Annotated in this window: 12 protein-coding genes; 6 read left to right on the forward strand and 6 right to left on the reverse strand. The window is 59.7% G+C overall.

What is annotated here, in order from left to right:
- Positions 1–58 precede the first annotated feature (58 nt).
- Both RCAS_RS19595 and RCAS_RS19600 read right to left on the reverse strand, forming a co-directional pair.
- Positions 59–745, reverse strand: coding sequence for a phosphoribosyltransferase (locus tag RCAS_RS19595; protein ID WP_232280073.1), 687 nt, complete (start codon positions 743–745; stop codon positions 59–61).
- 32 nt (positions 746–777) lie between these two features.
- A complete protein-coding gene (locus RCAS_RS19600) occupies positions 778–1,455 on the reverse strand; it encodes a CBS domain-containing protein (RefSeq protein WP_012122240.1) in 678 nt (225 codons plus the stop codon).
- Positions 1,456–1,910: 455 nt separating this feature from the next.
- On the opposite strand from RCAS_RS19600, the gene RCAS_RS19605 reads away from it, so the two are divergent.
- A complete protein-coding gene (locus tag RCAS_RS19605) occupies positions 1,911–2,399 on the forward strand; it encodes a CBS domain-containing protein (protein WP_012122241.1) in 489 nt (162 codons plus the stop codon).
- Positions 2,400–2,631: 232 nt separating this feature from the next.
- Here RCAS_RS19605 and RCAS_RS19610 read toward each other — a convergent pair whose 3' ends face one another.
- From RCAS_RS19610 to cax, 3 genes are read right to left on the reverse strand one after another with little or no spacing between them, the layout of a single operon-like run.
- On the reverse strand, positions 2,632–3,519 hold the full coding sequence (locus tag RCAS_RS19610; RefSeq protein WP_012122242.1) for a R2-like ligand-binding oxidase: 888 nt from the start codon (positions 3,517–3,519) through the stop codon (positions 2,632–2,634).
- Positions 3,516–4,487 (reverse strand): LysR family transcriptional regulator, encoded by a 972-nt coding sequence (locus tag RCAS_RS19615; protein ID WP_041331162.1) that lies wholly within the window; start codon positions 4,485–4,487, stop codon positions 3,516–3,518. Before RCAS_RS19615 ends, RCAS_RS19610 begins: the two co-directional genes overlap by 4 nt.
- 38 nt (positions 4,488–4,525) lie before the next feature.
- A complete protein-coding gene (gene cax, locus RCAS_RS19620; RefSeq protein WP_012122244.1) occupies positions 4,526–5,650 on the reverse strand; it encodes a calcium/proton exchanger in 1,125 nt (374 codons plus the stop codon).
- 152 nt (positions 5,651–5,802) lie between these two features.
- On the opposite strand from cax, the gene RCAS_RS19625 reads away from it, so the two are divergent.
- Together RCAS_RS19625 and RCAS_RS19630 are read left to right on the forward strand one after the other, a co-directional pair.
- On the forward strand, positions 5,803–6,231 hold the full coding sequence (locus tag RCAS_RS19625; protein WP_012122245.1) for a CoA-binding protein: 429 nt from the start codon (positions 5,803–5,805) through the stop codon (positions 6,229–6,231).
- A 43-nt stretch (positions 6,232–6,274) separates the two neighbouring features.
- Entirely contained in the window at positions 6,275–7,453 is a 1,179-nt protein-coding gene (locus RCAS_RS19630; protein ID WP_012122246.1) for an AGE family epimerase/isomerase, read from the forward strand.
- On the opposite strand, the gene RCAS_RS19635 is transcribed toward RCAS_RS19630, so the two are convergent.
- Positions 7,397–8,152 (reverse strand): WecB/TagA/CpsF family glycosyltransferase, encoded by a 756-nt coding sequence (locus RCAS_RS19635; RefSeq protein ID WP_012122247.1) that lies wholly within the window; start codon positions 8,150–8,152, stop codon positions 7,397–7,399. The two genes, RCAS_RS19630 and RCAS_RS19635, sit on opposite strands and share 57 nt — an antisense overlap.
- A 118-nt stretch (positions 8,153–8,270) precedes the next feature.
- Between RCAS_RS19635 and aspS the strand changes: the two genes are divergently transcribed.
- The 3 genes from aspS (at position 8,271) to RCAS_RS19650 (ending at position 11,492) form a co-directional block, all read left to right on the forward strand.
- Positions 8,271–10,040 (forward strand): aspartate--tRNA ligase, encoded by a 1,770-nt coding sequence (aspS, locus tag RCAS_RS19640; protein WP_012122248.1) that lies wholly within the window; start codon positions 8,271–8,273, stop codon positions 10,038–10,040.
- 21 nt (positions 10,041–10,061) lie between these two features.
- Positions 10,062–10,628: a cob(I)yrinic acid a,c-diamide adenosyltransferase gene (locus RCAS_RS19645; RefSeq protein WP_041332181.1), complete on the forward strand. Its 567-nt coding sequence runs from the start codon at positions 10,062–10,064 to the stop codon at positions 10,626–10,628.
- A 213-nt stretch (positions 10,629–10,841) separates the two neighbouring features.
- Positions 10,842–11,492: a nucleotidyl transferase AbiEii/AbiGii toxin family protein gene (locus RCAS_RS19650; RefSeq protein WP_012122250.1), complete on the forward strand. Its 651-nt coding sequence runs from the start codon at positions 10,842–10,844 to the stop codon at positions 11,490–11,492.
- The last annotated feature ends 734 nt before the right edge of the window (positions 11,493–12,226 follow it).

Consider the following 12,226-nt stretch of genomic DNA (forward strand, 5'->3'; position numbering starts at 1 on the left):
GGTGTGAAGGCGGAGACGTTGCATCGCAATGTCTCGCTGCATGTGACCGTCATCTTCATTACGGCACGACGTGAAGGCGATAGCGCTCCAACAGAATGGCAGCGTCTTCATCGCTCAACGGCATCTGCCAGCCATCCACGGTGTTGGCGGGGCTGTGAGCGTGGAGATTGAGCGCGATCACCTCATCTGCCCATGGTCGGATCATGCGCAGGATATGTTCATGGGCATGCGGTGTTGCAAGCAAGCATGCCACCGGATGGTAGCGCCGCAGCGCCTGAAGTGCCGCAAGTTGCGACAGTCCGCTGCGCAGCCCGTCATCGACCAGAATGACCGGTCGCCGGATGTCGAACGGCAGAGGACGTCCGTGACGATAGAGCGTGATCAGTTTGGGAAGCATTGCCTGCTCGGCTCTGACCATATCCCACAGCATTGCAGGAGTCACCCCCGGCACGCGCAGGATGGCGCCGTTCAGGCACAACCCGCCCGACTCGCTGACGGCGCCGGCGGCAACCGCAGGATTGCCGCGTACCCGAAACTCACGGGTGACGATAACATCCACCTGAAGACGAAGCGAGCGCGCGAACTCACCCCCAACGGCTACGCCTCCCGGTGGGATCGCCAGCACGACAGCGTGCGTACCACGAAAGCGCCCCAGCAGTGATGCAAGCCGTCGCCCTGCCGCAGCGCGATCTTCGTAACGATCATCGCACCCGATCAGCGGAACTCCATATATCGGCTCGATCACAGGGGGCTTCATCATTGATCGTCGCGCGACTCCTACCGCTCTGCACCCTGTTCCTGCGTCACCAGATAGACAAAGCAGGGACAATCCCGCCCAGGGATTGCAGTGTGTCGTTCCGGGCGATCCAGCATGCAGGCGATACTATCAAAGTAACGACAGTTATCGCAACGATGGAGATGGTAGTGACAACGCCAGCACTGATCATCACGACTGATCGTATCGAGCGACCGTCCGCGCAACACAGCGCCGCAATGATGGCAGATAAGGGTAGGGCGCTCAGCGTCACGCGCCTCGCCGCCTGTTGCCAGGGCGATCTGTAGTCGGAAAAGATCGCTCTCCGTGATTATGCCAATCACCCGTCCCTCATCATCGACAACCGGCAGTCCGCCAATTTTGTACGTCAACATCAATCGAGCGGCATCGAGCGCCGATGCGTCCGGCGTGATGGTCACGACGTGGCGTGTCATGCACTCGACCACCGTGACCCGATCGAGCAATGCACGCCACTCATAGTAGCTGAGCGTTGTGTCGGCTGGTTGGGCAGCGCGTAGATCGCCGCGCGTGATAATTCCTATCAGTTTGCCATTTTCCACCACCGGCAACCGGCGAATGCGCCGCTGTTCCATCAGGCGTTGCGCCTCAGCAAGCGTCGTTGTCGGAGCAATGACAATTGCAGGAGTGCTCATCCAGTCCGCGACTCGTTGATTTTTCATAGTTGCCTCCAGCGCGGCGATTGGGAAGCGCCTGAGTGTACTGTAGCATGTCACACTGCGTTAGAAAGAAAAGAAACCATTACACACGGAGAGTATGCGTTTACATGCTTTACCGATTACGCTTGACGATGCCGCATGCGTGTCATTCCGAGCCCTTCGCTTCGCTCAGGGTAAACGCAGCGCGGAATCTGAGCGGGTCGCGCACGACCCCTCGTGCTGCTCGGGGTGACAATACCGGATGTTCACAGGTAACTGGTATTATCGTTCATAATGCATAGGGGCGTTTTTTCAGGTAGTGGATCTGTTACCGCAAGTGACAATCCGTTACGCCACACACGAGATGAGAGCGGCTACAATTGTTAAGAAACCGCTTGCATATTCAGGTTGCTGTGCTGCCTGCGCCGTCCTGTCAGGCGGTTGCGGTGTCTGGCACTGCTCCAGAAAGGAGAACTTCAATGACGAAGACATCAGCATCTTCCAGGCGACGCGCCGCTGTGCCTGCCGAGGAGGAGATCCGCTTCTGGATGCGCGCTCCGGCAGTCACCGTCAACCTGGCAGCGCCGGTCAGCGAGGCGTTGGCGCTGATGCGTGAACATAATGTCCGCCGCCTGCCAGTGGTCATCGATACGGGGGAACTGCGCGGCATCATTACGCAGGGAGATATTCGCGGCGCCGATCTGCTGCGGGTGGCAGGTATGGATCCGTTCGAGATCGCCGATGCACTGCGCCGGATCAAGGTGTATGAGGTCATGACGGAGGACCCGATCACGGTCACACCGGAGACCAGCCTGCGTGAGGCGGCGATGCTCATGATCGACAACAAGATCGGCGGTTTGCCGGTGGTGGACGAGCACAATATGGTTGTGGGCATCATTACCGAGAGCGACCTGTTTGAGGCGCTGGTGCACGTGCTCGAACGCCGCGATATGGAAGAGGAAGGTTGAGAAATCATCAATACAACAAAACAATGGGTCGCTATGGTGGCGCCGTGGCAATGCGACGGCGCCACCGCGATCATGATAATGTCTATGCCTCCTCCGACGCTACCAATGACCGGTGACCATCCGGCATGGTCACCCCGCGCAGCGCGAGGGGTCATGCGCGACCCGCGCCGATTCCGCGCTGCGTTTATCCTGAGCGAAGCGAAGGGCTCGGAATGACACGCATGCGGCATCGTCAAGCGTCATTGGTAGCTTCCTCTTCCATGGCTTCCACCGTCTGATTGCGGGCGCGTTCGATGCGATCAAGACGGCGCTCGAATTGCCCCATCGCAAACTGCATAAAATCATCGTGGCTCAATCCAAAGGGCACGACCTCGTAACAGGCAAAGGCATCGTCGATGACCCCCATCGCATAGACAACGAGTTCGTTCATTCGCTCGACAACGACATCCCACAGGCGTGGTTCGGCATTGATCAGACGCGACAGGAGATACACGCCATAGGCGATATGACGCGACTCGTCCTGTTTCAGTAGCCCGATCCCTTTGCGTGTGCCGGGCATCAGGTTGCGTCGTTCGAGCATGGTGAAGTAGGCATGATAGCCGGTTTCCGCCAGCACGCCTTCGACGATCATGTTGTAGGTGAGCGAGGCGATGGCTTGCGCCTCCGGTGAGGGATCGTCACGGAGCCGCTCCATGGCGGCCGGCAACGCCTCGTGAATGAGCGCGCGATAGTTGGCGGTATGGTAGTGGCTCAGATCGCCCGTCACTCCGGCGACTTCGGTGAGGAAGCGGTTGAAGAAGTCGGTGTGCTTGGCTTCTTCCCACAGGAAACTGGTCAGAAACAGTTCCTCTTCGATGCGCCCTTCGGCAGCAATCGTGGCGACCAGCGGCAACAGATCGAGCGTGACCGCCTCTTCGCCCGCCTGGAAGAGTGAAGTCAGCCGCAGCACCAGATCGCGTTCGTCATCGGTCAACGTCTGCCAGTCGCGCATGTCCTGACTGAAATCGATATCGCTGGGATTCCAGACCCCCAGCCGTTTGGCTTTCTCGAATAGTCGCATTGGCACAGAGTCACGGCGCAAACCACGACTGGTCGTGACAAATACTGAATGGCTCATCATCGTTTCCTTTCCATTTTCGGCGCCTTTCCCAGCGCCTTGCTCTCCAGCGGAGACCGGACGCCGACCCGGTGCAGGATGGCGCGTACATCGTCTCCGGTCAGAAATGCGAATGCTTCCTGGACGGCGCGCGACATTGCGTGCTCGCGTGAACGGAGGGCGAACCATTCCTGGTACAGACTCAGTTCGACAGGGATGGTGCTGACATTCGTCTGGCGCAGCGCACATGATTGTGGCACGAACGCCAACCCGATGCCGCTGCATACCGCCTCCAGCGCAACGGTGGCGCTATCGGTCTCGAGCACCACGCGCACATCGGCGGGCGCCAGACCACCTGCCTGTAAGCCTTCATCGATCACGCGACGAGTGGCGCTTCCACTGCGCGGCATGATAATGGGCGCCTGACGGAGCGCGTCGGGCAGGATAAGACCACGATGCGCCAGTTCGTGGTCGCGCGGCGCTATCAGGACGAGCGGATCGATGCCGAGCAGTTGCACAACCCAGTGGCGCGAACTTTGCTTTTCCTCGATGAACGCGATATGGATATGCTGGCGGGATAACTGTTCCAGCACAATATCGACCGAAGCGACGTTGACGGAAAGACAGACAGCCGGATGGCGTTCACGAAACGCATGGAGTATTCCGGTTAGCAGGACTTCAGCGCCGGAAGGAGTACACCCAATCGCCACCCGTCCGCTCAACTGCCCACGCAAACTGCGAATGCGCTCTTCGGCTTGCGTCGCCAGTTCCAGCATCTCGCGCGCCATGGCAATCAGTTCTTCGCCGGCCTGTGTTGGCAGCATCTGTTGTCCGACTCGCCGAAACAGCCGCACCTGATCGAGTTGGGCTTCAAGCGCCCGGATGTGACTGCTGACTGCCGGTTGCGACAGATGGAGGCGTTCGGCTGCGGCGCTGTAACTGCCGGTTTCTACCACGGCAAGGAATGTTTGCAGATGAATAGTGTTGAGCATACCATTCGCCCATTTAATGCACACCCCAGGCAGCGCGTTCAGCCGCCATGGACGCCTGGCGTCACCACATAAAAGAACCCAAGACCAACAATCAGATAGACTGCTAGCAACTGCGCGCCTTCGAGCCAGTTGCTCTCGCCATCGACCGATACCTGCACAGCGCAGAGCACTGCCAGCGTCAGCGCAGCAACCTCGAAGAGACTGAAATAGAGGGTCATTTCATTGCCGAAGAGCAGGCTGATAAAGACCAGCAACGGCGCGACAAACAACGCAATCTGCATGCTGGACCCCAGCGAAATAGACAACGATAGGTCCATCTTGTTTTTCATTGCCACCTGCACGCCGACAATATGCTCTGCGACGTTGCCAACCAGAGGGATCAGAATCACCCCCAGAAACAATTCACTGACGCCAAGTTGCTCCACCACCGGTTCGACCGCGCCGACCAGAAATTCGCTCAAAAAGACGATAGCAATCGTCGAGACCGTCAGCACACCAAGCGAAACGGGCACGCTCCACTTTGCCCGATGGTGTTCTATTTCGGCAGAAGGATCATCAACACCGGTTGGGGCGCCAATGCCGCGTTCCGGTTTCTGAAATGAGAAGATCAGACTCAGAACATAGAGCACAATCAGGATCGCTGCAACTCCCAGGCTCAGCGCATCGAGCGCCGGATCGCGCACATCAGTGTTGAAGACATCGACAGCACCGCTCTGCACCTCACGAAGTAACTCAAACAATGTCGGGATCATCATACCAACAACCGAAAGCATCATCATCGTCGCCGCGACGCCGGTCAGGTTGCGGTCGAACGTCTGAATGCCGTGACGAATGCCGCCAAGCAGCAGGCTGAGACCGAGGATAAGGAGCAGGTTGCCCAGAATCGAGCCGGTAATCGACGCTTTGACCAGTTCGATCTTGCCCTCGCGCAACGCAACGATGGTAATAATCAATTCGGCGGCGTTTCCCAGAGTGGCATTGAGCAAACCGCCGATTTTCGGTCCGACGTGAATGGCAAGTTCTTCGGTCGCTTCGCCGAGCAGACCGGCAAGGGGAATGAGCGCCACGCAGGAAAGCGCAAAGACGAGCAGGGGATTGGGGAAGAACAATTCAGCCAGGAACGCCAGCGGGACGAAGATGAGCATGTAGCGCAAGACGTTCACCGAATACCCCCTTCTGGCGAGCGAAGATGAGAACCGGGCGAGTCATCATACCACATGTGCGGCGCACTGCGGTTGCGCAAAGCCTGCTTTCGACATACGATAATGGGGAGCGCGCGGTTGAGTCGCCGCGCGCAAGCACAAAGGAGGATGCTGTGTTAACCACCGATCAGGAGATTCGCAATCTCCTCACCGCTGCACGCACCGTTGCAGTCGTTGGCATCAGCGACGATCCCGAACGCGACTCGTATCTGGTCGCTGAGTTTTTGCAGCGCCAGGGGTATCGGGTCATTCCGGTGAATCCGCGCCTGGCGACGCTGAATATTCAGGTGCTTGGCGAAAAGGCGTATGCCACGCTGCGCGATGTGCCTGAACCGATCGATATTGTGGACATCTTTCGCCGTCCTGAAACGGTGATGCCGGTCGTTGAGGATGCGATTGCCGTTGGCGCCGGCGCGGTGTGGATGCAGTTGTCAATCGTGAATGAGGAAGCCGCAGCGCGCGCCGAAGAAGCAGGGTTGAAGGTGGTCATGAATCGCTGCATGGCAGTCGAGCATCGGCGGTTGATTCCAAAACAGGCATAACGTATCATTCTTCCAACAGGCAGACAGGGACGGAGAAGAAATCATGCTCGCCTCGTATGCAGCACGCTATCGCGCTCACCTGGAGGAGTCGGTCATTCCGTTCTGGTTGCAGCACTCGCTGGATCACGAGTATGGCGGACAGTTTACCTGCCTTGATCGCGACGGCTCGATCTACGATACAAAGAAGTACATGTGGTTGCAAGGGCGCGCGGTCTGGATGTTTTCGCGGTTGTACAACGAGTTCGACCATCGCCAGGAGTTCCTCGACGCCGCAACGCTCATCTGCCGATTTATGCGTCGTTATGGGCGCGACCCGCAAGGGCGCGTTTATTTTAGTCTGACGCGCGAAGGAGAACCGTACTTTTATCAGCGCAAGCCGTATGCGGCGGTGTTCTACATGCTCGGCTTGCTGGAGTATGCGCGCGCAACCGGCGATCAAGAGTGTCTTAATGAGGCTATCGAGGTCTTCTGGCAGATCGACCGATGGATCCGCAATCCGGCGCTGCTCGACCGCCCTGCGCTGACGGGCAATCCGCCGGTCAGCAGCCTGGCGAATGTGATGGTGTTGGCGAGCATGGCCATCGAACTGGCGCGGGTCTCCGATGATCTGCGCTATGTGCAGGTGATCCGCGACGCTATGGATGGCGTGGTGCGCCATTACGATCCACAGCGCCGCATTCTCATTGAACATGTGGCTCTCGATAGGCGCGACCTGCGCGCCTGGCCCGAAGGTCGGCTGTTCAGCCCTGGTCACTCGATTGAGGTCGCCTGGTTTCTGCTCCACATGCTCGAGTTTGTGCCGTCCGAAGACCATCGGCGCCTGGCGTTCGATGTGCTTGAAGGATCGCTGGAGTATGGCTGGGATCGGGAGTATGGCGGGTTGTACTACTTTATGGACATCGAAGGCAAGCCGACGCTTCAGCTCGAGTCAACGATGAAGTTGTGGTGGCCCCACACGGAGGCGATCTATGCCCTGACGCTGGCATATACGCTGACCGGCGAGGAACGCTGGATGCGCTGGCTGGAACGAGTGGACAACTATGCGTTTCGCACGTTTGTCGATCCCGTAGAGGGGGAATGGTTCGGCTATTGCGACCGGCGCGGCGATCTGGCGTTGACCAGCAAGGGAGGCAATTACAAAGGGTTCTTCCATGTGCCGCGCGCGCTACTCTTCAGTGTGCAACGCATTGAAGGCGCGTCCTTCGCGCAGCACCGTCCATAAGAAGATCGGCACTGCGGTCATGATCCGCCGCCAGCGCCAGGGCTGAACGAGCAAACGATAGAGCCACTTCAGCCCCAGGCGCTGCACAAGGGCTGGCGCGCGCGGCACGACTCCCGCCAGTTCGTCGAACGTTCCGCCAACGCCAATGGCAACCGGAACGCGCATAATCGGTTGATTACGCGCGATCCACAGGTCTTGCGCCGGATGCCCATATGCGACCAGTAGTACATCAGGGGTGGCTGCGAGAATCCGTTCACGGATTGCGGCTTCGTCGGCAGGATGTGGCGACCCGGCATAACACCCGGCAATACGCAGACCAGGGTTTGCCCGTTGCAGGGCTGCCGCGGCGCGTTCCGCCACACCGGGGGCTGCGCCAAGAAGGAAGAGCGACCAGCCGTGCAGCGCGGCTGCCGCAGCAATGCGCTCGGTCAGTGCAATACCGGTCACACGACCGCGCAGCGGCGTGCCGCACCAGCGCGCCGCCAGAATCAGACCAACACCGTCGGGGGTTGCCAGATCGGCAGCGGCAAGCACGCGACGAAAAGCGCGATTGCGCCGCGCTTCCATAATAAACTCCGGGTTCACCGTAACGATCTGATGTGGTCCGCCTTCCGCAATAAACCCGGCGACGGCGGCAAGCGCATCGTCCATCAGCACATCGTCAATGGCGACTCCCAGAATGATGACACGTTTGCGCATCGTATTGGACAGCCCTTTCTTCTGCGGCTATAATGACGGTCTCTAAGAGTGCAAAGCGTCTGAAAACGCTCACGGTTCATTTTGCTCTTCACTGTGCGATTATAAAAGGAGTGACGCTATGTACCGCAGCCACACCTGCGGCGAGCTGCGTGTCGAGCACGCCGGGCAGGAAGTGCTGCTCGCCGGTTGGGTGCATCGCCGCCGCGACCACGGTCCCTTGATCTTCATCGACCTGCGTGATCGGTATGGTCTCACGCAGGTGGTTTTTGATTCGGCGGCTGCGCCTACGGCGCACGCCGTCGCCACTGATGCGCGCATTGAGTATGTGCTTCAGGTGCGCGGCAGGGTGGTGCAGCGACCAGAGGAGGCGTACAATCCCGATCTTGCCACCGGCATGATCGAAGTCCACGCAACCGAGGCGACGATCCTCAACCCGGCGAAGAACCCACCCCTCTACATCAACAAGGAAGGTGGCGAGGACGAAACGATCCGCCTGAAGTATCGGTACCTGGACCTGCGGCGCGAACGGATGCAGCGGAATATCATCCTGCGCCACCGGATCGTCAAGTTCATCCGCGATTTCCTTGATCGCGAAGGGTTTGTTGAAATCGAGACGCCGATTCTGATCAAATCGACTCCCGAAGGTGCGCGCGACTATCTGGTGCCAAGCCGGCTTCACCCCGGCAAGTTCTATGCGTTGCCGCAATCGCCGCAGCAGTTGAAGCAACTGCTCATGGTCGCCGGGTTTGATCGCTACTTCCAGATCGCGCGCTGCTTCCGCGATGAGGATCAGCGCGCCGACCGGCAACCGGAGTTTACGCAACTCGATATGGAGATGAGTTTTGTCGATCAGGACGATGTACTCGACATCATTGAACGGCTTTTCACCGCGTTGTGCCGTGAGATTACGCCGCATAAGCGACTCTTGACCCCCTTTCCGCGCCTGACCTTCGCCGAGGCGATGGAACGCTTCGGATCCGATAAGCCGGACCTGCGCTACGGGCTGGAACTCGTCAATCTTGGGGAGACCGTCGCTACCAGTTCGTTCGGCGTGCTTCGCGCGGCGCTCGACAATGGCGGGCAGGTGAAAGGACTACGTGTGCCGGGCGCCGGGCATTATTCGCGCAAGCAGATTGATGAGGTTGTTGACCTTGCCAGGCAGGCGGGCGCGAAAGGATTGCTCTGGGCAATTGTCCCGGAAATGGGTGGCGAGGTGCGATCCAGTTTCGGTAAGCAGGTATCGCCAGACGAGATGACGGCGATCATTCGTCGGATGGAGGGTGCGCCCGGCGATCTGCTCCTGATCGTCGCCGATACGCCGAAGATTGTGGCGCAAACGCTGGATCGCCTGCGCCGCGAATTTGGCGCGCGCCTCAACCTTGCCGACCCGAATACCCTGGCATGGGCATGGGTGCTCGATTTTCCGCTGGTCGAATGGAATGATGAAGAGCAACGCTGGGATGCGGTGCACCATCCGTTTACTGCGCCAAAAGATGAAGACCTCCACTTGATGGACAGCGATCCAGGTAAAGTGCGCGCAAAAGCGTATGATCTCATTCTGAACGGCTATGAGGCTGGCGGCGGGTCGATCCGTATTCATCAGCGCGATGTGCAGCAGCGGCTGTTTGATCTGCTCGGCATCGACCGGGAGACAGCGATGCGACAGTTCGGGCACATGCTCGAAGCATTCGAGTATGGCGCGCCGCCGCACGGCGGCATCGCGCCTGGCATCGACCGCATCTGCATGATCCTTGCCGATGAAGTGACGATCCGTGAAGTCATGGCATTCCCCAAGACGCAGCAGGCGGTCGATCTGATGACGAATGCGCCATCGCCGGTCGATGAGCGGCAGTTGCGCGAATTGCACATTGCGCTGCGCCTCGATTGAGGAAAGGACGGAATGACAGGCATGAAAATCTACACACGGACGGGTGACGAAGGCGAAACCGGCTTGTGGGGCGGGCTGCGCGTTCCCAAAGACGCGCCGCGCGTTCAGGCATACGGCACGGTCGATGAGTGCAATGCTGCGATTGGCGTGGCGCGCTCAGCAGGGGTCGATACCTATCTCGACGCACTGCTGGCGCGGGTTCAGAGTGATCTCTTCGTCGTTGGCGCCGACCTGGCAACCCCCGGCGAGGCGGCGAATATCCCGCGCATCGGCGCGGATGCGGTGCAGGCGCTCGAACAGGCAATCGACGAACTCGAAGCGCAATTGGAACCGTTGCGCCAGTTCATCCTGCCCGGCGGCGCGCCGTCTGCCGCCTATCTCCATCTGGCGCGCACTATCTGCCGCCGCGCCGAGCGCCGAGTCGTGACGCTCAGCCGGAGTGAGCCGGTCAATCCTCAGATTACTATCTATCTGAACCGCCTCTCAGATTTCCTGTTCGTTGCAGCACGCTGTGCGAACGCGAGCGCCGGCGTGCCCGATGTGCCCTGGGAAAGCCCGCGGATGCGCAAGGAGGCGAAGGACGAGTGACGGTGCGATGGAATACGGATACGCGCGGGGACAGATCGATTCGGACGGATTGAGATGTGCATGTCACTGCGCCGGCGGCGGGAAACTCTTTAGTATTCCATCGCCTGAGCAATCCGTTCCACGTGCGATCCGAGGTTCGGGATTGATATTGATCGCTCGAGGCGGATGGACGGTTGATGCGATGTGCGGCGCCAGATGCGTAAGGGGACAGTGGTGAGCCACCCACAGGTCAAAAATCCTTACATTCGGATTGCGCTGCGGCGAGCCAGAGCCGGCACTGGCTCATCGCCCATCTTTTTGAACCGGAGAACGGCGGTGCAGCAACTCCCCAATCTGCGCGACATTCTTTCGGGCATTCGCTGGACGCTCATCGGCGCGATGGCATTACGCGCCTATGCGCCGGAGCGCATGACGCAGGATGTGGACATTCTTATCCATGCCCACGACGAATCGGCAGCGCGGTCTGCCTTTATCGCCGCCGGTTATCGGATTGGCGGAACGCTTGCAATTGGCGGCTTTACTGCATTGCCCGCCGTTGCAGAAGGGTATAGTGTTGATGTGCTGACATCCGATGCCCCATGGCTCGATGAGGCGCTTAATCATCCATCGTATGACCTGGCAGATTTTCCGACACTGCCACGACGGTTTCTTGTGCTTATGAAGCTGCAAGCCGGTCGAGCGCAGGACATTGCCGACATCACTCGCCTGCTGCGCACAGCGGACGCCAATGAGCGCATGCTGATTCGTGCCGTCATCGCTCAATATGCTCCCGACCTTCTCGAAGACTACGATGCCCTGGTGACGCTGACCGACCTCGAGTTCGGCGCACCGGAAGCGTTGCCAACGGACAAGTCGCCCTCTTAGACCAATTCCGTTTGTGTCGAGTGCGCGGCGCAGACCTCAAGGACCGGGGAGGTCGGCGGCGCTCGCGACTAGCGCCTGCGTGGTGGCATCTACGCAGCGCACGAAGGTCCCTGAAGCCGCACCACCAATCCGTGCCTTGCTTCCCACGCGCACCTCATGTCCCACGCACCCTGCGGGTCCCTACTTCAAGGGCGGACCGAACACCCAAGCGAACACCGGCACTCCCACATGGGGACGTCCGCGAGCACGGCGCCGGTTTCCCCGCTCCCGCGTGCCGGTTTGGGAATCATCGGGGATCGCGTGGGATCACGGAGGCGCCCGTTGGTAAACTCCCCTCTCCCACGGGCGGGGGAGGATCAGGGGGTGAGGGAGATTGCTTCGACCGGCTGCGCTGGTCTTGCAATGACGAGATTGCTTCGACCGGCTGCGCCGGTCTCGCAATGACGGGATGGCTTCGACCGGCTGCGCTGGTGGTGCAGTGACCGCGCATCCCGGCACGTCTGCGAGGGGATTGCTTCGCCGCCTGCGGCGGCGCGCAATGACGGCGCACCCCGGCACGCCCCACCGCAGGACGGACGCGCGCACGGCGCCGGTCGCCCCGCTCCCGCGTGCCGGTTTGGGAATCATCGGGGATCGCGTGGGATCACGGAGGCGCCTGTTGGTAAACTCCCCTCTCCCGCGCGCGGGAGAGGGGCAGGGGGTGAGGGTACAACGGCGCATCCCAACGCCATGTA

It is taken from the genome of Roseiflexus castenholzii DSM 13941 (genome assembly GCF_000017805.1).
GTDB lineage: Bacteria > Chloroflexota > Chloroflexia > Chloroflexales > Roseiflexaceae > Roseiflexus > Roseiflexus castenholzii.